Source organism: Enterococcus sp. DIV1206, from assembly GCF_051712485.1.
Taxonomy (GTDB): Bacteria; Bacillota; Bacilli; order Lactobacillales; family Enterococcaceae; genus Enterococcus; species Enterococcus faecalis.
The window spans coordinates 1,423,303-1,444,417 of sequence record NZ_JBIOOZ010000001.1 but is presented as its reverse complement, the minus strand read 5'-3'; the positions used below and the strand labels follow the sequence as shown (position 1 = coordinate 1,444,417).

Below are 21,115 nucleotides of genomic sequence, written 5' to 3'. Positions count from 1 at the left end.
GGTTCCTCCTAATAATTCTTCTTTTTCTTTTGGTGGTATTGATACTGTTGCAGCCATTCTTCTAGCGTGATTTTTGTTACTAATTCGCCAATTAGTTCATAGGGTATTCGCTTAGGATTAGTGAAGCGAAGACAACTTTTCCCCATGTTTAGCTTTGTTGACACTTGTTCCTGATAGGCTTCTTGAAACCAACTTCGGACGGCTTCATTTCCCATTAATCCCATGTGATATAAAGCTACTTGCCTTTTAGTAGCGCCTAAACTGATAAATGGTAACGGCTCATCACCACGGTTGAGATAGCCTTCTGGAAATACTGAAAGCGGCACAACAAAGGTTGGCATGCCATATTGCATTGTTAATTCAAATCCTGCTGGCAAATTTTGCGAAACGGCGTCTAATACTTGCTGATAAGCAATTCGCCATTTTGGTTCAACTGTTTCGATGTATGCTGTAACTGTTTCAATTGACTGCCCCATTATTTCTTCCTTTGCTGATAAAGGGCTTTGGTTTTATAGCCTTCTTTTAAAATGGCTAACATTTCAGTTTGCCGCTTTTTCCGTGTCTCCGCTCGCTTTGCACTAAATACATACCGCGCCCACTCTTTTTGATAACCAGGCGTTAATGCAGCGAATGTCGCTGCAGCAGCTGGTTCTGTTTGTACCAACGCTTCAATTTCTGGTAAATATTGAACATAATCCCCAACAGCAGAACTGGTCTGATTCTTCGCTGGCTTTTTAAGAACATTCTTCATGCCGACAACCGTAAAAGTCTCATCTAAACTAACCATGCGATTAAATTTTAAGGTTGAGCCTTTAATATACCCATCTGCCTCGTTTACTTGTAATGTTGGAAAAATTTCATCTCGGTGGACAAAGGTTGGATACATTTTATTGCCTTTTTTCGGATAAGCCACATATAACAACCCATTTTCTACTAAATGTTGACCTTCAATCACCATTGAAACAATCTCTTGAAATTCCGCCATCGTTTTCACAAATGCAAAAATCAGCTCAACTGGTTCTGAGGGTAATTGCTGCGCGGCTGAAGCAAATTCAGATAGATACTCTCCCTGTGGTCTATTTAAAGTAACTAGTTGCTGATACTTCGTTAAGTTTAACTTTTCGACAATTGATTTCATAACCTACTCCTTATAGCGACTGCACTTTTTATTCTAGCATAGCACAAGTTATCTGTAATTGAATATGCCCAATAGTAAAAAAGAGTTTTTTGTAACATTTGTCCTTTTGATTTTCAGCTTTTTATTTCAATACTATCTTGACAAAGGACTTTTCTTACAGTCCTCCTTATTGTTGATACAACAATACCCACCCATTACTTTTCTAATATAGTCTATAACAAATTTGAATTTTTATTGTAGACTTTTGTGAACATTGATATACTATCTTTATCGTCTATATGCTTTAACCAATACTTTTCCTTAATGAATCACCATAGAGAGGAATAATAGTCTAACTTTATTAGTGATTAACACTTTGGACATTCACAAAAAGCTTGAAGCAATAAATATATTAGCAATAATAATTTTACTGGAAAGGTGGTGAAATAGAGTGGGAATGTTTACAAAAGGACAAAAAAGTGCTGCAGAATCTATTTATCAAAAAGAAATAAAAAAATTTTTAAAACCTAAAGATGGTTTAACTCATCTAGTTATGGTAAATAGTTTTAGTAAATGGATTAATCAAAATTTTGGCTGTGAGGACAAATACACTACGCAAATTGATGAAATAATATCTTCTATGCAGTTAGATGGTTATGAAATTGTTGATATAAAAATTGATTCACTACAAAATCAAGGTCTGTCAGGATCTATGGAAGGTTTCCATACAGTAATATTATACAAGTAAGGATTGGCTATCTGTAGTGAGACTTAAAAATTAGACAGAATACCGACCAGAGAAACTTGGTCGGTATTTTTATATAATAAACCGTTCAAGATAATGTTGGTGACTATTGATTCTAGTACTATAAGCAAAACTTTATAAAAAGACTTGCTTACATTAAGGTAAACAAGTCTTCCTAAAGCAAAATATTAAGCTAGTATTAACTGTTAACTATTATTTTTAATTTATAAACCGTATAAGATTGAAGTTCACAGTGTTTTAGTATTTTAACAAGAAATAAATCACAAGTACAAATTACTCACTAAAACACAAATAAACGTTGATACAAAGCCGTTTATGTTTTATTCAACTACAAATGTTCCACAACTTTTCACACCATTATGGTAGTCAAATGGTAGTCAATTTCATGCCTAGACGAATAAAAATAAGCCTCACTCTCATTTAGAGAGCGAGGCTTTCGTTATGGACCATACAGGACTCGAACCTGTGACCGAACGGTTATGAGCCGTTTGCTCTAACCAACTGAGCTAATGGTCCTGAAAAGAGCCGCCTTTGGGAAGGCGACTCAAGAGAAATTTAAATAAGTGTAAGTTTATTCTAAACTAAGGGTTACAGAAAATCAAGCTGTTCTTAATATCCAGTACCCCAAGTGTTTGATGGATTGCCATCATTTGGACCAACAGGAATGTAAATTCTAGTTCCGTTTGAATCAGAACCACCTAAAAAAACATAGCCATCTGCTACACGAACTGAATCATACTTAAAAGTAGAACCTTTCGGCCATACTCCGTAAACGGGCGCTGACAAGCTCGGCGCACCGTTGCGAAGAACAATGCCTTCATTTACGCCAATGGTGAATGTTTTAGCTGGTGTTGGTTTGCTACTTTCCCACAATTCCGCAATATCACCATCGTTTGCATAACCTAGTAATTTGCCGCTGTTTTCGATACGATATAAATTTTTACGACCGTCTAGTTTTTGTGTAATTGTTCCAACTTGCGTCCACAAACTATCTGCATTGATATGTTGGCTAATTGGCGCATCTGGATTTTTGTAGATTGTTGTGAAGCGAACGTGTTGACCTACTTTATATTTTGGTGCGTTCGGCTTTCCAGGGTTCACAATCGTTTCTGAGCCATCTTCTGGCAATCCTGTTTGCAAATCTTGGGCTAACTGTGCCTTATTGATGCCCCACTGCGCTAAATATCCGTAAGGGTCTGTATGATCACCCCACCAAGTTTTAGACACCCAATCGTGCGATACAATTCCGTATCCTGTACCATCATCTAAATCAAATGTTGCGCCGATTTGAGTTGCTAAATCGCGAATCAAATTAACATAGGCTGCATAGTCTTTCTTGAACGTTTCTTTGTTATTCGTTCGTGCTAATTCGATTTGAGCATAAGCTTTTGCATTCGCTGTTGGTCCTGCGCCCCATTGAATTTGTCCTGCTGGTGCTAACTGTTTCACTCGACCACCAGAACCAACAAAATATGAAACATACGCATTTTGCCAATTCCGTTTCATATATGCTGTTTCATTATCTAAACTGTTTGGACCAACATTATTTCCATTTCCTGACTCATGCAATACAATCAATTCATTGGTTGCATAACCGGGAAAATAGCCGCCAAAATTGATTGGGTCTTGTTCAATTTGATAAGCATTTGCGCCAATCGGTAACATCAAACCTAATGTCATTGCACCAGCTACTAATAATTTAACAGTTTTTTTCATAAAAACACCTTCCTAAAATTAATAATAAAAAGGTATAGCTTAGAGCCATACCTTAATTTAATTTCTCATGAATTTTTTCTACCGTCGTTTTAATGTCTTCAACATCTTTTAACGAGTCCGCAAGCTTTCCAATTGTTTCTTGATAATTACGCTCACGATCATTATTTTGTTTCATCACCCAAATAAATAAACCAACAAATAGAGTTGTAAATGTTACTTGCTCTGGATTTGTTAATAAACCTCTTACAAATTCTTCAATCAAAACTACTTACCTACTTTCCGATAATTTCTTTACACTTCTTTTTCGACGTATTAATCAAGTATAGTAACAGTTCCTGTTCCCAAACTACCACTTTTTGGAAAAGGATCAGCAGTGCGCCAACTACCATGTACATAGTGATTTCCTTTTCTATCACTACCAAACCGAATACCTTTCGCATTCATTTCATATAGAGCTCCATAATTCCCTTGGGGGAAAGTATATTGAACTGTCGTTAATGCAATATTCCAAAAATCCTCTCTTAATGATTGGTCAATTTTAAATCCTTCTGGAATAATAAAAATTGGTACCATAGCAGTCTTTAGTTTAGTTGCATCTGCCACATTTACACGCAAATAAGCCTCTACTTTATCGTTTTCACGAATAAGAAGAATATTTGTTTCTTCTCCAAACGCAGTTTTGTACGCGGTTTCTACTTCGCTAAGTCCTGATTTTTTGTAAACATATCTTTTTTTAGCTTGAATTAATTGTTCTACAATTTCAAAATTTTCATTAATAGGTTCATGCCACAACGGATCCCCTTCGTTAATTTTTATAATCTCATTCATTTAATTTCCTCCTAAAATAACTTCTATTGTTTTTATTCCTGAAATGAATCTATGATGATACTCATCAAGCTTTTGATATTTAGGATTCACTAGTCCGAAATCAACAGGTACTTTTACTTTTAAAGAATTTCTACTTAAATATTCTATATTTATTGATAACGTCTGCGGATGTCCTCCACCTGCACCTGTTGTTTCTTGACCGACAGGAACAACACCTGCTCCATAATCCCAACTTAAAGCTCTAACACTGGGAAACCCACCTAATTTATGATTGATAGTTCCTAAATCAATAGTTGCAGTCAATTTATCAATTTGATTTTGCAAATTTGCAGCTTGATTTTTATCTAATAAATTTTTGAGATTATCAAACCATGTATTGAATAAAACAGACATATCATTTAACGATTGAGACATTTCTCTATTTTTTTCATCTGCTGAAGCTGAAAAATCATTAAATACTTGCTTTAACATTTCTTCATATTGCTTCTCCATTCCAGATACCGAAACATTTTCAAATGGTGTAGAATAGCCACAAACTTTCTCATCTGAACGTTTATCTATAATTAAATCTGCTGTAATAGCTGTGCTATTTCGTGGAACTCGAATAGTAGCCAATTGTATTTCAAAAATATCTGACGTGCGCTCAATTGCTATATTTCCTTTTTTTACCGCTACATATGATCGTCTAGCATTTAAATCATGCCGAACAACTATAGAATCAATTCTATCTTGTGTCGAAGAAGCGACTTCAATTGGTAATGCAAAAGCTGTTGTGTTTATATATTGATAGCCTTTTAAGCATGCTGAACCAGCTTTAACAACTACTCTCATTCCGACTGAATCTGCTGGCGCTATTCTCAACGCTTCTCCAATAGACATCATCACGCCATTTCGAAAAATATTCTCAAAATATTTTGCCCAGTCTGCCGAGGTATACGCACGATCATACTTTCCATTATCTTGTAGCACACCATCGTAAAATAAACTTAATTCTGCCAAAAACAAACACCTACTTTCTTTTAATTACATCAATAATTGTTTTACTCTGATTACCAAATTCACCGTCTATATGGTAACCTTTCTCATCCCAAGTTTGAGTTACAGAATTTAAAACAACAGTATCTGAATAACCAAAAGAAGAAATACGTTTCACTCGGTCTCCTAATCTATAATCTCGACCATAAACAAAAAGACTATCATTTAAATTGATAGTCCCATTCAAAGCAAGTACCGCTGGTTGTTCAGCTAACTTTTCTTTTCCTCTGGATTGAAGCGTTGCAATATACTGAGAATCAGACATTTTCACATCATTCACCGTTTGTTGTAAATCACGAGCATCTACATATATCTCTTTTCGTTCGAGGCCACTCAAATTGTTGTTTACTTGAGTATGCTTACGAGCTTTACCTTCTCCTTCTCCATAAATAAGAGCTGTAGTCGCTTCATCATAATTGTTTTTTTCAAGAGATTCATTTGTAATATTTTCAAACGTAGTACTAAATTGAATAATATTTGAGCGATTTTCACTTTTTCTAAATCGAATAGTTGTTCCAACTTTTCCTGATTGATAGGGAACTTCATCGAAACCAAAACCATAACTTTCGCATAACCCTTCAATTTCTTCTTCAACATTTCCATAACTATTTTGATAACTAATTGTTGAACTAGTAATCGCTGGTGGCTGTTCTACAGATAAATAATCAATTTTTCTCTTTGAATCTGAAGGAGCAATGACCTCATTTCTTAAATGGTCATAACAGATTAGTTCTGGTCTTTTTGTTTGATTATAAATACGATACACGATCCGTTTGCCAGTTTTTCCAAAAAGTGATTTACCAGAAATAGTGATTAACCCACTACTAAAATCATCACAAATAATAGAATCAATATAGTAAAAGCAATTATTAATTAATAAAATAGTTTCTTCTTTCAACATCTCTTCTGGCATATAATCAATCAAAAGAACGGCTTCAAATGTATTTGACTTCTTGTAGTTTTCCGTAATACTTAATGATTTCCAAATATCTAGGACTGAAGAAGATTCGTATTGAAACCCTGACTTTCTTCTAAAGATTTCTACAAATGGTGACGTAGCAAAATCCATTATTTACACCCCACTTACTAACGGTGTAAATTGCATTTCACATGTAATACCGTTTTGTGTATTATTTGCTGCTTTTAGCTGTAAATAATTATCTCCTTTTGATAATCGAAAGAAACTACTTCCTTCTAGTCGTTCTGGCACCGCATTTGTCTCTTTGCCATTTATAATTTTTTTAGCATATAAATTGCCACGCACAGTTGAAAGTTCAAATCTCGTTCCAGATTCAAATGTTCCTTTAAATCCAAAAAATGTTTGTTTCGTTACATCATAAATTTGTGGATTAGTCACAGTTGTTACACATTTCATAAAAAAGACTGCTCCAACTTGTACGTCTCCATTGTTTACAATTTTTTCAATATTTCCTGATTCAAAACGCCCGAACGTGTGCTCTTCACCTTGAACAAATACCATAGGAAAAATAAGTGTTGGATTTAATGTAGCTAATGGGACTAACGAATTATAAAAAGATACATCACGAAAATACGAATCAAATGCTTCAAACTGCAATGAAAATAAATTCCATTCATCAATTTTAAAAGGACTATCTTCATAAAGTTTGAAGCTAGGCGCTTGAATAGGTAACACATCTGTTTCATATTCTTTATCATAAACTTTCAATGTTAATTTACCTGTTTGTTTTAAATCGATTTTTTGAATCATATCACGTCGTAATTGATAAATTTCTTCTTCCGTTTTACCGATTAAAACTCCTTCTATTAATGGTTTACGGGTACTTAATCGAATTCCTACAACTTTAGCGCCGTCATCACCGAACACTTCTTCTGCTAAAACAACATTTTCAGGTGCTTCTAATCCTTCTACATTTTGCAAAAAATAAGGAGCTGATTCGTTAAAAACGAGTTGCTCCCCATTTTGATTTGTATACATTAATTCTAACTTCACTATTTAAGCCCCCTTGCTAAATTCCTTAATTGACGTTTATTTTCAATAGCTGCTTCACGAGCTGTTTTAGTATCAGATACAACAAAATTTTGATTAACTTCCATACCATTAAAATTACCGCTCTTCATATATGCAAGTAATTCACGCATAGTTGAAGCTAATTCTCCAAAATCAGTTGATTCCTTCGATTCTTGCACAGCAATTAAATTTTTAACAACCGAAGAATTTCTCGGAACGCCTACGCCGTTTTCATAACGAGGAATCAGTTTTTTTGTTTCAGAAGCTTTAATGACTTTTGAACCTCTTGGCAAATCAGGAAGAAAAACATTTCTTCCTTCTGGAATAAATGGCACACCGCCTTTAGGAATAACTAATTCTTTATAAACAGGTCCTCTTTGGTCATTAACAATCGCTGGACCTCCAACGTGATAATTTGTTCCTGTTTCAAGTCCTAAAATTTTTGCCACTTTTCCGCCAATATCAGCAACAACTTTTAATGTTTTAGTTATAACTGAAGGTCCTGAATTAAAATCATTTACTGCATTTTTAGCTGAACTTGCTGGCCCAGTTGCCTCATCTCGTGCTTTTAACAACTTCTCTACAGGATTATTTGCAGCAAAAACATTTAAACTACTATTACCACTAGCTGTTGCACTTACTACTCCTGAAGCATTACCTTTTAAATTCTTGCTAGCTGGATTATTTGCTTTATAAATATTTAAGGCACTACCCCCAGTTCTAGCAGCATTTTGCGCACTTGAAGAATCACCTTTTAAAAGTTTCATTGCTGGATTGTTTGCATTGAATGCATTTAAATTTTGAATACCTACCTGTGATTGGTTTGATACATTTGAAGCATCACCTAGTAATTTTTTTAAATGTGGTTTAACTTGATTATATGTTTCAACACTTAAGCTACCTTCGGCTATCTTAGCTTTTAAATCTTCGTTATTACCTAACATTTTTTTTACTGGATCAGGCAAAGCTTTCCAAGCATTCATACTTTCTTCTGATGCCATAACTTTTGTTAATAAATCAGTATTATCTCCAAGCATTTTTTTCTGATCAGCTGGTAACGCATTCCATTGTTTTAAACTAGTATCAGAAGTCATAATTTTTTGCAATACATCAGAATTATTAGCCAGAAGTTTTTTCTCATCATCTGGTAAATTTTTCCAGCGATTATATGATTGTTCTGATCCATATATTTTTGAAAGTAAATCGTAATTATCACCAAGAATTTCCTTTATATCCACTGGGACTTGTGACCAGTGGATAATTTTATCTTGAGATTGACTTAATACCTCAAGAAATCCTTGATTTTTTACTTTTAATTCTTTAACTTGTGGTTGATACTCTTTCCACAATCCCAAATTAAGCATTGTTTCTGCCATAACTTCTGGAGTATTTGAATAAAGAACTGCTTTCTTTTCTTCAAAGCTTAGTTTTCCCCAATCACCTTTAGCTTGCAATGCTTGTGTCATGGTTTTAGTAACATTACTCTTTAGCAAAGCTTGTTGTTCAGTAAAGGTCATCTTTTCCCAACGTCCATTAGCTATAGCAGCTTCCGCTATCATCAATTTGGCATTACTTTTTAAATCCGCATGTTTAGAAGCAAATAATAACTTATTCCATCCTTGTTCAGATTTTGCAGCTTCTGTTATTGCTTCTTGAGCGTTAGTTTTCACATGTCCATCTTTATCTTCTAAAACTAAATCATTCCAAAAATCAGCATATTCTCCACTTTTTTCAGACATTAGTTCAACTTTTTTTGCGTTATCTTCTGCTGCTTTGGCAGAAGTATTAGTCATATCTGTAAATGAAGAAGCTAGTTTTTTATTTTGAGTAATTGCAGCTTCTGATGCATCACCCATTGTACTTATCAATTGACCATTAGCTAAGAAAACTTCATTAGTTAATTCTGGATATTTTGCAAGAATTGTTGACATCTGATCATCAGTTATTTGTTGAGCAGAATCGCTACTTTCTTTAAGTAATTTAAGCATTTCTTTAGCATACTTACTATTTAAATCATATCCTGAATCCACTAATTTTTCTTTCATATCTTCTTGCATCTTTTGATATTCAAGAGAAGATTCTTGTCTTTGTTTTCCTAATGACTGCAGCCATTCTTTAGCTTGTGCTTTTGAAGCAACACTAACATTACCAGTCATTGCTTCCAGAATTTGTTTTGATTCTTTTTCACTTTTCCCCAGTGAATTTACGTATGCTTCAGCACTTTCTTGAGCATAAGCTTTTATCCGAACAGTTTCTTCATAGCTAATTTGTCGATTATTATTTGAAGCAGTTTTTTTGATTTGAGTAATTTTAGCATTGTTTTCTTTTACTATAGCAAGATATTTTTCCTGATTTGCTATTTCATCTTCTGTTAATTCATTGGCAGCTTCTTTAATATCGTCTGGTAACTCTTTAACTATACCTTTCAATGTTTCAATTTTTTTAGTTAGTATTGTTTCAATTGATTGACCCATTTTAGAAAAATTATTTACAATTGAACCTGTATTACTTGAGATACCTTGTTCTAATAAAGAAAATTCTCCACTAGCACCTCTGCTATAACTTTGAAACTTAGTTAAAGCTTCATCATAAAAGAACGACTAGTAAAACTAGTCGTTCGGTATCAATGCTAATAAATCAGCTTTCAATGTTTTTCCTGAAAAATCTATATTATGTTTAGTTAACCATTCCTTAATTTCTGGTACTGTACTATTTTCTGTTGGTTTATCATTAGCAGCAGTATTTAGCCCTCTTGCTTCTTGAACGGTAAATCCTGCAATATTAACCTTTTCAGATTCTCGCTCTCCTTTAACACGAGTTGCTTGATAATCACCTTCATTAACTACTGTTCCAGATGATAATCCTGTAATTGCTAACGGACTTGTACCTTCAGCAATTTTTTCTCCACTCTTCTTGTAAATTCTGAATGTATCAGGCATTACTTTTCCTCCTTTTAAAACATCTCAATTGTTGCCCCATCTGTTGTAGGTGTAATCGTTCCTACTGTGGGGCTTGTAACTTTTCCAATTCGTGTGTTTCATCTCCAAATAATTCTTTCTTCAATTCTTCTAATGCTTCAGAATTATCAGCAAAACCAACGGTTACTTTTTTATCTCCTACTTGGCGAGAAATAGCAGAATAAACGTACTCTCCCGGCTCTGGTGTAAAGTCATCATCATTTAACGTTTCTCCTTTGATACCATCGCATGAAAATGTTCCTGCATACATACCAAAACCAATTTTTTCACCATACAAATCTTCTGATTCAATGAGAACTGCATAATATGGTGGCTCTGTATCTTCTCCAATGTGATAAACTTTACTTTCTTCCGTTGCTTTTTTATGTCCTAAAATTTCATGTTCAATAGTTGCTGGAAAATCCAAAATACCTAAATTAGCTGCAATATCTCCATGCCCTTTGCGAGCTACATAATATGCAATATTTGAACCAAATACTTTTGACGGTTCTTTCTTCAAACCAGTAATTTCAAAACTTGCTGCTGCACCTTCTCTTGGTTTACCTTCAACAGTATATTTTTTTCCATCAACTGGATTCAATTCATTATCTAATTGTTTAATTGTAATTCTGCTAAAACCATATGTTTGCATAATTGTTTTCCTCCTAAAAAATAGACACCAATTAATAATTGGTGTCATGAATTTGTGTATTTTTTCTGTAGCGTCTTGCATCTACAAAACGTTTTGTTTCACTAAAATATTGGTCTAATCCGCCTTCAAGGCGACCAAAGCCAATTTGCCTCATTGTTTCTTCCGCTGCTTTAGAAATTCGCTTGGTTGTCATTCTATCCATACTTTCAACATTGATTTGGTAATTAAACCGAATAGATAATGCTTTATTATTAGCAAAATAAGCATTGGTTTGTGGACCAAGAAAATTATCAATAACAATAAAAGGCTTTGTCATATCTAAATTTTCAGGTACTTCATAAAATTTGATTCTTTGAGGTGTTACTAACTTTTTGATTGTTTCATTTTTAATCAGCGCATCGTAAACCTCCATCATCATGTCTTTCATTTTGCTAATTCCTCCATATCCGATTTCATTTCTTTAAATGCTTTCGCTTGGATTTCATCAGCTGCTGCTTGAAGTTTTCCCATTCCACGAGGGCGCACATAAGTTCCATGACGTGTGTAGCCAAATTCGTTTAAGTGAACGATAGGTGCACGTTCTTTTGAAGCCCAACCAGTCTCCACTCGCTTAGGATTACTTTTTATACCACTAGTTATTACTAAATCATGTGTTTTCCCTGAATCCATATAACTGGCCATGTATTTCTTAACAATCTGTTTGTTTCTTTCACCTTGTTTTCTCAATGCTTTATTGGCTATTCTGTTGACTCTGGCAGCTCCGAGTTGTGTTTCCATATTTTTGAGCGTTTCTTCTAAACCGATTATCTCGCTCATGATGTAGCCCCCAATACAATTTTAATAAAGCGGTTATCTTCAAAATCAGGTGAAACATCTACAATCTCCCATTCTTTCCCTTTAGGTAACACTCTGTAATCATCAATAATTACTTTGTGTTTATTAGTTGGGATATAGTCTTGATGGGGATCACGGATTTTAATTGTTAATCCCTCATTTGTTCCTTTGGCATTCAAGATTTCCATATCTTTCATTGAGGGATTGTAGGCCAAGCAAAAACATTCATATAACTTTTCCCTTTTTTCTTCCATTGGTTCTGGTCCATCGTTTGGAACAAATCTCCAAAATTGAACAGGCGTTCGAAGATTTCCACTATTAATTTTGGGCGTTTTATAACTCGGATGTATCATCATCAGACACCTCCGCATATTTTAAAGAACAAGCTAAAATATCAGATTGATAATTTGTTTCAAAAAACTCTAAAGAATCGTTATAAACATAACGACTTCTTTCAAAAACTAGCTCAATGAAAGTTAAATCATTTTCGGGATTAGTTGGATAAATTAGCGAATTAAGTCGTAAAAAAGAAGCGGCTAAGATTTCTTTTAACGAATCATCTTCCGATGATCCAAAAATCTTCATCCGCTTCTTGAATTTTCCTAACTTTAATTCGGCTAATTTCAATGCTTCTTCGTTAGTCATCAAATCCCTCCTTTAACTATGTCAATTCCACATTAGCCCCATCTGTCGTAGGTGTAATTGTTCCTATTGTGGGGCGTTTTACTTTTCTAATGTACTTACTGATAATGTCCAAACTGCCGCAGCCTTATCATCTTTTGCTTTTCCAAAATAGAAACCTTTGGCTGTATATAAATCTAAGTCTTCAAGAGCTAAAGTTTGGTCATATTTTTGAATACCCATAGAACCACCCATATAGGCATCATATCTTCCGACTACAAATGACAATGCTTTACCAGTAGGCTGTGCTACAGATTCAATAATATTTAAATTAAATGGTAATGCTGTAACATATACTCCATTAGCATTTAAAAAAGTATATTGTGCTTTTACATCCCAAGCATCTGCTGGATTCACCACTAAATTTACTTTGCCTGCTACAGCTAAAGATTTACCGTTTTCTTTTGTTGAATGATGCTTAAATAGCTCTTTCAACTCATTAACTGTTGTTTTTGAATCGGCAAAAGTTAATTCTCCTGATGGTTCTTTTTCTGGATATTTCCCGTCCGATACAGGAGTTCCTTTCGCCACTTTACGATTCAATCCTACAGGTTGGTTTTTCCCATCACCAGTTAAAAAGGCTAATTCTAAGGCTACAGAAAAAGCTTCTTGAATTTGTAATCGAATAAAACGCTCAATCCATGATGGCCCATAACCTTTTAAATCTTTTGGTAATACGACAAATGCGGTTAATTTGTTATCAATTGTTTCTTCTTCGCTGAATGCTGCATCTAATTGTCCTTTGATTTCTCCAAAAACGTTTCCCCAAACAGCTACTCCACTTGTATCAGATTTCAAAAATTTCAATCTTAACCCTGCATTGCGTAAGCCAATTGCAGACAATAACGGATGTTCTGTCGTTAAATCATTAAAAATTTCATCTACTGTTTCTTCTGGTAACAGCTCTTCGTCTTTGTACCCTACTTCTTTATTAATTTCATTATAAAATTTGCGTGTTTTAGCATCCATGTTTCTATCTTTACTAGAAACTGCCGCAATTGATTCTGCGCCTTTTTCTCCTGCTTTTTCCGCTTCTACTAATAATTGATCAAGCATTTCGCCATACAATTGTCCTTGTTTTTCAATAGACTCTTCATTTTGAACAGCATTAATCCAATTTAATTTTGCTTGTTCAAATTCTTGCGATAATTTAATTGTCATAATCAATTCCTCCTAAAAATGTGTATTAAAATAAGAATCTAGCAAACGGTGATACGTTTGTTGATTCTTTAGATTCAATAGTTTGTTCACTTGTAATTTCCTTTTGTTTGGCTTCAATGATAGCTTCAGCAATCATTTCCTTTAATTCTTCTTTATTTACCATTGTCACCGATTCATTTTGCTGATTTTTTAGTTTTTTCACTTCATTGATAATATCTTTTGAAATAAGACCACTTCCAGCATCAGCAACTAACAACGGACGTTCAATATTTTCAAACATGATTTCGTCTACAAAACCATTTTCAACAGCCTCTTCTGCGGTTAACCATGTTTCTTTGTCCATTAACGCTAAGATTTCTTCTTTCGTTTTTCCTGTTTTCGCAACGTAAGCATTAGCCAAAGAAGAATTAGCCTTTTGTAAAATTTCGCTGGCTTTATCCATAACATGATAATCTCCACCAGCACCCATGGCTACATTATGGATCATAATTTGTCCAACAGGGCTAATCGCTACTGTATTTCCAGCCATAGCAATAATGCTTGCAGCACTTCCTGCCATAACAATGTTTACTTTTACATCGCCTTCATAAGAACGCAATGCTGTGTAAATTTCATTTCCCATATCTACAAGACCACCATAAGAATTGATGGTTACTTCTACAGATTCATTTTCTACTGGCAGCAAATCCAAAACATCTTTTGGACAAGTTGCATCCATATCGAGCCAATCATAAAACCATTTATCATCATTAGAAATAATCGGTCCATTAATCTTGATTTTCACTGTCATTTTCTTCCTCACCACCTTTCAGTTTTTCATAGTTTTTAGTTATATGATGTTCATTCATAAACGGTTCATCAGATTCATCGTATTCAAAATCTCTTAATACTTGATTTGGTGTAAATACACCTGAAGCAATTAATTTATCAATCTTGACTGCTTCTTCATATGGATCACGTTTAAGAACATTTTCAATAACAATTCTTTGGCCTTTTTTATATTCACTTTTTTCAAGTATTTTATTATTAAGCTCAGACTGTAACTTATCTTTTAATTGCATGATACAAAGCTTTTGATAGGCTTTAAGGTTAAACTCTAAATCTGCCATTTCTCCATGAATTAAAGCAGAAGGAACGCCTATTGCTCGACAAACGTCATTAATTAAAGTCTTTTTCAATTGTTCTAATTCTTCTAACGATTGATTAGAAGAATTGGTTTTATTTGTATATTCTTCATAGTCAAACCCTTTAAGCTTTGGAACAATTGCCACAGAATTTGTTTTAAACGATTTATAAATCTTATTTACAAATTTTTGTAGTTTTTCTTGAGTACTTCTTCCGTTTTCATCTTTCTTATCTCCATAGCTACCCGTTTGATCGATTGATACAGAAGCTCGAATTTGATTATTTCGCATAGCTACTTCCAGAATACGACCGAAAAGCTTGCCATAATCATTAAATAAACCATCCGTAAACTTTTCTAATTTATCGTTATTGTATTGAAGATAAATAACATCAGACATTTTAAAATTTCTCTGATAAGTATATCCTTTTACCGTAACGCCCTCAAAAACATCTTCATATAAAGCATACTCATTGCGATAAAAACTATCTGCAATTAACAATTGATCATCATCTGATACAATGACTAATACTTCATTATTTTTCAGTAAAGTATAAAAAAATCTTTGCCAAAAATCATTTGCTGACATATCTTTATTTGGGCGAACATTTAATAAATATTCCCATTCACTTTTTGTACCATCCCTTATTTGAATTTGCATCGTTGACATAGTTCGGGCAACAAAATTCAATACAGAATCTAGTGCTAAACGTTTTAAATAGGCTCGGGTGGATACCTCACTTATAAATTCAAAATCCAACATTTCTTGAATTGCTCTATTCTTAGCTGATGTACTTTTTAAAAGATCGAATAAACTCATTCGTTCACCTCCTCTCTCTTATTAAATAATATTCCGAAAGGTTTTTATCTGATTTTCCCTAAAAAACGACGTCCAGATTTATTTATTTTTTTCTTTGGAACAGCCCATTTAAACCCATTACTCTTAACAATTATTTTTGAGAAATATGCAGCATTACTTCCATAAGCAGATTTTTCTTTTCGTTCTATATTTAAGTATTGGGGTTTATACATCATGATCACCTCTTAAAATTCTAATTCATCCAACATATCAAAAGCTGATTTATAATCAACACTTTCGTTAATCCAGTCTCTTTTATACAAAGCTGCTAAAAATGCATGAAAGCCATCTGTTTTTCTCCGAACAGGTTCTTTTTTCAAAAAAGTTCGATTACCTTGTCCATCTTCTTTAATATACGTATTGTTTGTATACCATCTCATCAATGGATCATCTCCAAAAATAAAACGTTCATTAGCAAAACCATCTTCGATAATTGGTGCTATTTTGGCTTGAACACCTCGTGGATTTCTCAAAAACTCGTATTGATAATCATTTTTTTCCAGCAAAGGCTTTAATAAGTCCATGCGAAAACCATCTGCACATACTAGCTCAATAGAATACATTAACCGTTGTTCGTTTAACCAATCTACTAAGTGTTGAGGATCAATTGAAGGTTCATCAACAATCGTAATCAGTCCTTCTCTCTCCCATTCTTTTATAGGAGCTTTCAATTTAAAAGTGTCCAAAAACTGCTTTCTTGCAAAACTATGCTGTTTCCAAACAAAATTTCCATCAACTTCAAATAACAAACCTACACTTGCAAAATCTCTGATACTTGCATAATCAAAACCTGCGACACAACTTTGACCGCTTGCAATAGCATAAGTCCTATTCGTTGCTTTTAACTTCTCAATCGTAGTTACATCTTTTTCTTCATTTCCTTCAATCAAGTTCATTCGTTTCGTTACAAAGGCACGTCTGCCACTTGGTGCTTTTAACAAAGCCTCATATTGACTCCGAATTTTTCTTAACAATCGTTCTGCTCTTTTAGTTAATGGTTTACATAAAGCAGGATTTGCTTTTTCCCACATTTCTTCATTGTCCATTTCTTTAATATTGTCCAATTTACAAATAAAAGGAAAAATTCGTTCTGAACTTTTCCCTTCTAAAACTTCTATGCAACTTTCCATTAACAAATCATAGTATCCTTCTCGAACAAAACCATTAGTAGAAATAAAAAATTCTCGTGGATTATCCACTTTACCAAGACCACCTGAAAAAACATCTACAATTGCAGAATTTACCATTTCATGAATTTCATCATAAATAACACAGCCTTCTCGTCCCCCATCTTTTGTTTTAGCATTACTTGTCGCAAATCTAAAAACGCTGTTTGTTTTTTTTCCAATAATTTTTGACCGACCATGTTTAAAATGACGACGTAAAGTTTCGCTAGCATCTATTTTATTAAAACATTCATCAAAGGAACGTTTTGCTTGTTCTTCTGAATTAGCTACAATAGTCACATCATAGTTATTTATTCCATGTAACGGACTGATAAAATAATTACACAAGGTTGAAATAAACCCGTTTTTTCCTCCTCCACGTCCCAAAGTTATGAAAAAACGTTCGAAAAACACTTCATTTGTATCTTTAAAATACAAAAAAATAAACGGAACTATAAATTTTTCCCATGGATCAATTTCAAAATAATTCTTTTCAGAAAATGCAATATATTGCTCAATTTGTTTTTCATCAAAATACAAATCATTGCGACACAATACCTTTTCTTTAAGATAATCTATTAATTGAATTCTTTCTTTATTTAATTGTATTTTTCCTTGTTCCCACATAGAAAAATATGCTTCAACGTATTTATTACTTAACAAATTAAATCACTTCCATCAGAAGGAGGTGATTTTCCTGCCGAATCTTCCTCTGTAGATTCTTGAATTAAATCTGTTAATTGTTTTATAACTCTTTGATAACTAACATCTCTTGAATTATATAACTTGGCCACTGGTCTTTCTCGCTCATATGGTTCTTGTTTCTCTGATTGAGAAAACATTTCATAATCGCCATTTTCTGATATATCTTCCCACATTTCATCGAGCAAAACACGCAATCTAGCTGCTTGAATTATCAAACCTTGCACAGCTTTTTTCTTATTCTCTGGTATATTTTTAAATAGCCTCATTAGCCTATTTTTTTCTTTTTTCACGAGTTTATCTCGTTCTTCTAACTTCGACATGAACTCACCTCTTTTCTAAACATTATGTAAATAAGGGGGGGTTGTACGTGAGAACTTCTATTTTTCTGGACAGTTGACCCCATCCACCGGTTCCCGCTGTCCCCACTTTAGGGCAAAATATTTCGATGGGGGGGTATGTTATCCCCCCACTTTTGGTTGATTTTTGCAAATTATTTCCCACAACTTCGTTTCTCTGTTTTTTCCATTTACAAGTTGGAAAAAACACTTCAGCTCGTGCTATGTATCTCACACCTAGCCTTTCATTCATTTCATTGTGTTGATGTTTGTTAGTCATGCAGAACGCAGATACTCTTGCTTCTTCCATGCTTACCACCATTCATCATCCCACTTTCTTTTTCTTTTCGATTCTCTATAGTTAAATCTTCCGTGTCGTTTGTTATGACAGTCTTTGCATAAAGTTCTAAGGTTGTCTATGTCTAAGGCATACTGTGGATAATGTTCCAACTCTTTAATGTGATCCACTTCAAGAATAGAATCATATTGAGTTGTTAGCTTGCCTTCTTGTTTGCACCACTGGCATTCGTAATGGTCCTTCTCTAAACACTGCTGTCTTAATCTTCTCCACTCTGATGAGCTATAGAACTTTGCTCGTGCTTGTTTGGATGATACATCAATCATTGTTGGCAATATTAGAAAGGTAAGTGTTAACCAAAGCACGTTGAACTTGTAACACTCCTTCAATACCTAGCGACTTAACATCGAGTTCCAATCGTTCGTTTAAGAACTGTGCATTGTGATCTGCTTCAAGTGTTTCTTTCTGAACGTAATAAAGTAATGCTGATGTCTCATCCATCTTCAAGCCATATACTGAAATGATTTCGAGAAACAATTCTGCGATTGCATCTACATCTTTCTCTTCACGAATCTTCTTCATAATTTCTAAAAACTGCGCCTGTTGCTTTTTAATCTGTTCTTTTTTACTCATTTGTTATCACCTCACGTACTTCTTTATATTCTCTTGTATATGCTTATCTTCCCAACTACCATGACCACAATAAACTAGCTTACAAGAATCAATCTCTTTCGGTGTAGCTTCTCTCGTCATTTCGACAATAGATGCATTCTTCTTTATCTGCACAGACATTACAACACGTACTGAATCAGTTGAACGGTTCGGCTGTGGATATTTATGTGTTAACGATACATACCAATAACTTTTCATGTTCTCTCTCCTATTAGTTTTTTTATATCTTTTTTCTGCTTAATGACTTCAAATAACTTAAACACAACAATTCCTCCAAACAAAAAGAGGCACTTGCAAGCTAGTGCCTCACGTGAATGTAGCAGAAACATCTATTGACGATTCTTTTATTTAAGTAGCAAAGCTACCTATTGGCGTGACAGGAATCGAACCTGCCTCTTATCTCGCTATATGCTCGTTGCATCCCAGATGCTACACGCCAACCGAAAGGATTTTTATACTATGCCATTTTTGAGATTGCCTACCACAAACTCAATATCGCTGGCAAGGATTTGCACCTTGCATGATTAGATTTACCCGATGGGCCAAAGCCCTACATATGAACTTATACGTTGTTCCAATGTCTAATCTCACGTACGAGCGTCTACCTATTCCGCCACAGCGATAAATCACTCACAAACCTGTAGAAAAAGAGAGAGGAATTACACCCCATTCTTTTATTTTTGAGAACGTCTGATTTGTGAGTGATCATTGCAACTTACATAGCGCTATCTTGACGAAGGCTTTCAGCGTACGTCTACGTGTAAGCTTCATGCCAAGTTTATTGCAATATTTGCTACCTATGACTAAACGAGACAGAAAGAACTGGACTCTCCACATCCTTATTCTTTATTTTTTTGTAGGTAACCTCAAAAGATAAGCGAAACGGAGCTAAGATAGGTAATGCATGCCTTACCTCGTTTCCTTATCTTTCGACACTACCATAGTAACATCTACATATTGATAAAAACCGCCAACTTTCCGCCAAAAAACCGCCAAAAATTATTTATATGCAATTATTTTGCCGTTTCGGTAAGCTTCCGCGAATTCAATCAAAGCTTCTGATTTCATTCTTTGAATACTTCTTTCAGAATAGCCGACTTCTCTTGCGATTTTATAATTAGAGTAATGGTCCTGCACACAGAAACTATAATGCAAAATTTGTCTGCTAGTTAGGCTTAATGCCATAAGCGCAGATAAAATTGCGTCTCTTTCTGCTTCTGCATCTGCTAATTGTACTAGCGCATCTTCTGCTTTGTTCCCATGACTTTGGCTTTTAGGCATATCTGTAATAATTGGTGATTTTAAATCTATCAAAGAGCGACCAGCTATTCGCTCTAAACGTCTAAAATTCTTCAACACATTTCTAGCATTCGCTTTTGTTTGTCGAAAATCTACTTCTTTTAGCAATTGAATCAAGTGGAATCGCTCCTTTTGTGGTATAATAACTATGTCGAAAACATTACTCACAGTCGGAGCGATCCGGCTTTTTATTTTTCCATTTATTCGTCCTCTACTTCCGAAATATAATAAAACATGTGGTGACTTCCGTAATCAATAGTCGTACGATTTCCAGTGTTCCAGTGCCGAATGTAACGTGTAGTAAATTCATTTTTGTCCCACCAATCATAAATTGATTGTAAGGCGTCTTGCAATGTCTCGAACGTTCCATGTATATTTATTTCGTTTGTTAATTTGTTTTCCCAGCTAACCTGGTATTTCATTTATTCTTCCTCCACCTTCACAGCAAACGGCCAATAGCGCTCGTCAACTGCTTTGATTTCTTGTTCAGTATATTTTTTTGCTTCTTCTATATTTTCTGTAACAGGTATACAAAATCCAAATCTCATATATCCAATTTCTGGCAACTTCACATAATAAAGCGGCTCTTTCTTGACTTCGTAGCCGTCAAGCCATGCACGAGCAAACACTTCAGTATTATTATTCATCCAAGATTCTAAATCAGGCTCATTACATGACCTTAAAGCTTTAATGATCGCAGCACCTAGACCGCCTACTTCATAATCTCTTTTTCTTATTTCTATATACTCCGCCACGAAATTCGGCACCACAGCTTTTTTCGATTCTTTTAGTTGTTTTGCTAAGCTAATTGCTTTTTCAACAGCATAGTTAGCACCTCTCAAATAATTATAGCTATCCGTAGGAACTTCTAAACATTCTAACTCTTCAATCAATTCTTGTTTATTCATCGCTGTTTCCCTC

The 21,115-nt window shown here is 34.3% G+C and carries 28 protein-coding genes and 2 tRNA genes; 1 reads left to right on the top strand and 29 read right to left on the bottom strand.

Annotation, left to right across the window (positions count from 1 at the left end):
• Positions 1–8: 8 nt before the first annotated feature.
• Together IGK86_RS07075 and IGK86_RS07070 are read right to left on the bottom strand one after the other, a co-directional pair.
• Complete coding sequence (locus IGK86_RS07075) at positions 9–476, bottom strand: DUF1801 domain-containing protein (protein WP_016616875.1); 468 nt, start codon at positions 474–476, stop codon at positions 9–11.
• Positions 476–1,138 (bottom strand): YdeI/OmpD-associated family protein, encoded by a 663-nt coding sequence (locus IGK86_RS07070; RefSeq protein WP_010713352.1) that lies wholly within the window; start codon positions 1,136–1,138, stop codon positions 476–478. The genes IGK86_RS07075 and IGK86_RS07070 overlap by 1 nt, the downstream gene beginning before the upstream one ends.
• 436 nt (positions 1,139–1,574) lie before the next feature.
• Between IGK86_RS07070 and IGK86_RS07065 the strand changes: the two genes are divergently transcribed.
• A complete protein-coding gene (locus tag IGK86_RS07065) occupies positions 1,575–1,865 on the top strand; it encodes a hypothetical protein (RefSeq protein ID WP_002393362.1) in 291 nt (96 codons plus the stop codon).
• A 460-nt stretch (positions 1,866–2,325) separates the two neighbouring features.
• Here IGK86_RS07065 and IGK86_RS07060 read toward each other — a convergent pair.
• The 27 genes from IGK86_RS07060 to IGK86_RS06930 form a co-directional block, all read right to left on the bottom strand.
• Positions 2,326–2,399: transfer RNA gene (locus tag IGK86_RS07060), tRNA-Ile, on the bottom strand.
• 93 nt (positions 2,400–2,492) lie between these two features.
• Positions 2,493–3,599, bottom strand: coding sequence for an SH3 domain-containing protein (locus IGK86_RS07055; RefSeq protein ID WP_438742243.1), 1,107 nt, complete (start codon positions 3,597–3,599; stop codon positions 2,493–2,495).
• A 52-nt stretch (positions 3,600–3,651) separates the two neighbouring features.
• Positions 3,652–3,861, bottom strand: coding sequence for a BhlA/UviB family holin-like peptide (locus IGK86_RS07050; RefSeq protein ID WP_010711299.1), 210 nt, complete (start codon positions 3,859–3,861; stop codon positions 3,652–3,654).
• A gap of 50 nt (positions 3,862–3,911) precedes the next feature.
• A complete protein-coding gene (locus IGK86_RS07045) occupies positions 3,912–4,427 on the bottom strand; it encodes a hypothetical protein (protein WP_207491325.1) in 516 nt (171 codons plus the stop codon).
• Complete coding sequence (locus tag IGK86_RS07040) at positions 4,428–5,426, bottom strand: structural protein (RefSeq protein WP_192189374.1); 999 nt, start codon at positions 5,424–5,426, stop codon at positions 4,428–4,430.
• Between the two features lie 10 nt (positions 5,427–5,436).
• Positions 5,437–6,531 (bottom strand): siphovirus ReqiPepy6 Gp37-like family protein, encoded by a 1,095-nt coding sequence (locus IGK86_RS07035; protein ID WP_438742240.1) that lies wholly within the window; start codon positions 6,529–6,531, stop codon positions 5,437–5,439.
• A 3-nt stretch (positions 6,532–6,534) separates the two neighbouring features.
• Complete coding sequence (locus tag IGK86_RS07030; RefSeq protein ID WP_023895281.1) at positions 6,535–7,434, bottom strand: phage tail domain-containing protein; 900 nt, start codon at positions 7,432–7,434, stop codon at positions 6,535–6,537.
• Positions 7,434–9,926: a hypothetical protein gene (locus tag IGK86_RS07025; RefSeq protein ID WP_438742238.1), complete on the bottom strand. Its 2,493-nt coding sequence runs from the start codon at positions 9,924–9,926 to the stop codon at positions 7,434–7,436. Before IGK86_RS07025 ends, IGK86_RS07030 begins: the two co-directional genes overlap by 1 nt.
• A 135-nt stretch (positions 9,927–10,061) precedes the next feature.
• A complete protein-coding gene (locus IGK86_RS07020; RefSeq protein ID WP_202575916.1) occupies positions 10,062–10,391 on the bottom strand; it encodes a hypothetical protein in 330 nt (109 codons plus the stop codon).
• A gap of 61 nt (positions 10,392–10,452) precedes the next feature.
• On the bottom strand, positions 10,453–11,061 hold the full coding sequence (locus IGK86_RS07015) for a major tail protein (RefSeq protein ID WP_174114237.1): 609 nt from the start codon (positions 11,059–11,061) through the stop codon (positions 10,453–10,455).
• Positions 11,062–11,092: 31 nt separating this feature from the next.
• A complete protein-coding gene (locus IGK86_RS07010; protein ID WP_438742235.1) occupies positions 11,093–11,488 on the bottom strand; it encodes a hypothetical protein in 396 nt (131 codons plus the stop codon).
• Positions 11,485–11,877: a hypothetical protein gene (locus IGK86_RS07005; RefSeq protein ID WP_438742233.1), complete on the bottom strand. Its 393-nt coding sequence runs from the start codon at positions 11,875–11,877 to the stop codon at positions 11,485–11,487. The genes IGK86_RS07010 and IGK86_RS07005 overlap by 4 nt, the downstream gene beginning before the upstream one ends.
• On the bottom strand, positions 11,874–12,248 hold the full coding sequence (locus IGK86_RS07000; protein ID WP_373465608.1) for a phage head-tail adapter protein: 375 nt from the start codon (positions 12,246–12,248) through the stop codon (positions 11,874–11,876). The genes IGK86_RS07005 and IGK86_RS07000 overlap by 4 nt, the downstream gene beginning before the upstream one ends.
• Positions 12,229–12,540: a hypothetical protein gene (locus IGK86_RS06995; RefSeq protein WP_192190546.1), complete on the bottom strand. Its 312-nt coding sequence runs from the start codon at positions 12,538–12,540 to the stop codon at positions 12,229–12,231. Before IGK86_RS06995 ends, IGK86_RS07000 begins: the two co-directional genes overlap by 20 nt.
• A 78-nt stretch (positions 12,541–12,618) precedes the next feature.
• Positions 12,619–13,737 carry a phage major capsid protein gene (locus tag IGK86_RS06990; RefSeq protein WP_172759987.1) on the bottom strand — a complete coding sequence of 373 codons (1,119 nt, stop codon included), beginning with the start codon at positions 13,735–13,737 and terminating at the stop codon, positions 12,619–12,621.
• A 25-nt stretch (positions 13,738–13,762) separates the two neighbouring features.
• Positions 13,763–14,527 (bottom strand): head maturation protease, ClpP-related, encoded by a 765-nt coding sequence (locus tag IGK86_RS06985; RefSeq protein WP_202575914.1) that lies wholly within the window; start codon positions 14,525–14,527, stop codon positions 13,763–13,765.
• Positions 14,505–15,680, bottom strand: coding sequence for a phage portal protein (locus IGK86_RS06980; RefSeq protein ID WP_438742230.1), 1,176 nt, complete (start codon positions 15,678–15,680; stop codon positions 14,505–14,507). The genes IGK86_RS06985 and IGK86_RS06980 overlap by 23 nt, the downstream gene beginning before the upstream one ends.
• 44 nt (positions 15,681–15,724) lie before the next feature.
• A complete protein-coding gene (locus tag IGK86_RS06975) occupies positions 15,725–15,895 on the bottom strand; it encodes a hypothetical protein (RefSeq protein ID WP_202576242.1) in 171 nt (56 codons plus the stop codon).
• Positions 15,896–15,904: 9 nt separating this feature from the next.
• Positions 15,905–17,548 carry a terminase large subunit domain-containing protein gene (locus tag IGK86_RS06970; RefSeq protein ID WP_438742226.1) on the bottom strand — a complete coding sequence of 548 codons (1,644 nt, stop codon included), beginning with the start codon at positions 17,546–17,548 and terminating at the stop codon, positions 15,905–15,907.
• Positions 17,542–17,910 (bottom strand): hypothetical protein, encoded by a 369-nt coding sequence (locus IGK86_RS06965; RefSeq protein WP_023895545.1) that lies wholly within the window; start codon positions 17,908–17,910, stop codon positions 17,542–17,544. Before IGK86_RS06965 ends, IGK86_RS06970 begins: the two co-directional genes overlap by 7 nt.
• Before the next feature lie 327 nt (positions 17,911–18,237).
• Positions 18,238–18,549, bottom strand: a complete 312-nt coding sequence (locus IGK86_RS06960; RefSeq protein WP_438742616.1) for an HNH endonuclease — start codon at positions 18,547–18,549, stop codon at positions 18,238–18,240.
• Positions 18,542–18,856 carry a hypothetical protein gene (locus IGK86_RS06955; RefSeq protein WP_438742224.1) on the bottom strand — a complete coding sequence of 105 codons (315 nt, stop codon included), beginning with the start codon at positions 18,854–18,856 and terminating at the stop codon, positions 18,542–18,544. Before IGK86_RS06955 ends, IGK86_RS06960 begins: the two co-directional genes overlap by 8 nt.
• Before the next feature lie 6 nt (positions 18,857–18,862).
• Positions 18,863–19,093 carry a hypothetical protein gene (locus tag IGK86_RS06950; RefSeq protein WP_438742222.1) on the bottom strand — a complete coding sequence of 77 codons (231 nt, stop codon included), beginning with the start codon at positions 19,091–19,093 and terminating at the stop codon, positions 18,863–18,865.
• Positions 19,094–19,263: 170 nt separating this feature from the next.
• Positions 19,264–19,334, bottom strand: a tRNA-Arg gene (locus tag IGK86_RS06945).
• Between the two features lie 560 nt (positions 19,335–19,894).
• Positions 19,895–20,311, bottom strand: coding sequence for an ArpU family phage packaging/lysis transcriptional regulator (locus tag IGK86_RS06940; protein ID WP_010774470.1), 417 nt, complete (start codon positions 20,309–20,311; stop codon positions 19,895–19,897).
• 83 nt (positions 20,312–20,394) lie between these two features.
• Positions 20,395–20,616, bottom strand: a complete 222-nt coding sequence (locus tag IGK86_RS06935) for a hypothetical protein (RefSeq protein WP_438742220.1) — start codon at positions 20,614–20,616, stop codon at positions 20,395–20,397.
• Entirely contained in the window at positions 20,617–21,102 is a 486-nt protein-coding gene (locus IGK86_RS06930) for a DUF1642 domain-containing protein (RefSeq protein ID WP_438742217.1), read from the bottom strand.
• Between the last annotated feature and the right edge of the window lie 13 nt (positions 21,103–21,115).

Bases quoted from the DNA above. Each gene is read 5' to 3' on its own strand.
- IGK86_RS07075 (WP_016616875.1), bottom strand. From the start codon at position 476: ATGGGGCAGTCAATTGAAACAGTTACAGCATACATCGAAACAGTTGAA.
- IGK86_RS07070 (WP_010713352.1), bottom strand. From the start codon at position 1,138: ATGAAATCAATTGTCGAAAAGTTAAACTTAACGAAGTATCAGCAACTA.
- IGK86_RS07065 (WP_002393362.1), top strand. From the start codon at position 1,575: ATGTTTACAAAAGGACAAAAAAGTGCTGCAGAATCTATTTATCAAAAA.
- IGK86_RS07055 (WP_438742243.1), bottom strand. From the start codon at position 3,599: ATGAAAAAAACTGTTAAATTATTAGTAGCTGGTGCAATGACATTAGGT.
- IGK86_RS07045 (WP_207491325.1), bottom strand. From the start codon at position 4,427: ATGAATGAGATTATAAAAATTAACGAAGGGGATCCGTTGTGGCATGAA.
- IGK86_RS07035 (WP_438742240.1), bottom strand. From the start codon at position 6,531: ATGGATTTTGCTACGTCACCATTTGTAGAAATCTTTAGAAGAAAGTCA.
- IGK86_RS07025 (WP_438742238.1), bottom strand. From the start codon at position 9,926: ATGGGTCAATCAATTGAAACAATACTAACTAAAAAAATTGAAACATTG.
- IGK86_RS07020 (WP_202575916.1), bottom strand. From the start codon at position 10,391: ATGCCTGATACATTCAGAATTTACAAGAAGAGTGGAGAAAAAATTGCT.
- IGK86_RS07015 (WP_174114237.1), bottom strand. From the start codon at position 11,061: ATGCAAACATATGGTTTTAGCAGAATTACAATTAAACAATTAGATAAT.
- IGK86_RS07010 (WP_438742235.1), bottom strand. From the start codon at position 11,488: ATGAAAGACATGATGATGGAGGTTTACGATGCGCTGATTAAAAATGAA.
- IGK86_RS07005 (WP_438742233.1), bottom strand. From the start codon at position 11,877: ATGAGCGAGATAATCGGTTTAGAAGAAACGCTCAAAAATATGGAAACA.
- IGK86_RS07000 (WP_373465608.1), bottom strand. From the start codon at position 12,248: ATGATACATCCGAGTTATAAAACGCCCAAAATTAATAGTGGAAATCTT.
- IGK86_RS06995 (WP_192190546.1), bottom strand. From the start codon at position 12,540: ATGACTAACGAAGAAGCATTGAAATTAGCCGAATTAAAGTTAGGAAAA.
- IGK86_RS06990 (WP_172759987.1), bottom strand. From the start codon at position 13,737: ATGACAATTAAATTATCGCAAGAATTTGAACAAGCAAAATTAAATTGG.
- IGK86_RS06985 (WP_202575914.1), bottom strand. From the start codon at position 14,527: ATGACAGTGAAAATCAAGATTAATGGACCGATTATTTCTAATGATGAT.
- IGK86_RS06980 (WP_438742230.1), bottom strand. From the start codon at position 15,680: ATGAGTTTATTCGATCTTTTAAAAAGTACATCAGCTAAGAATAGAGCA.
- IGK86_RS06975 (WP_202576242.1), bottom strand. From the start codon at position 15,895: ATGATGTATAAACCCCAATACTTAAATATAGAACGAAAAGAAAAATCT.
- IGK86_RS06965 (WP_023895545.1), bottom strand. From the start codon at position 17,910: ATGTCGAAGTTAGAAGAACGAGATAAACTCGTGAAAAAAGAAAAAAAT.
- IGK86_RS06960 (WP_438742616.1), bottom strand. From the start codon at position 18,549: ATGATTGATGTATCATCCAAACAAGCACGAGCAAAGTTCTATAGCTCA.
- IGK86_RS06955 (WP_438742224.1), bottom strand. From the start codon at position 18,856: ATGAGTAAAAAAGAACAGATTAAAAAGCAACAGGCGCAGTTTTTAGAA.
- IGK86_RS06950 (WP_438742222.1), bottom strand. From the start codon at position 19,093: ATGAAAAGTTATTGGTATGTATCGTTAACACATAAATATCCACAGCCG.
- IGK86_RS06935 (WP_438742220.1), bottom strand. From the start codon at position 20,616: ATGAAATACCAGGTTAGCTGGGAAAACAAATTAACAAACGAAATAAAT.
- IGK86_RS06930 (WP_438742217.1), bottom strand. From the start codon at position 21,102: ATGAATAAACAAGAATTGATTGAAGAGTTAGAATGTTTAGAAGTTCCT.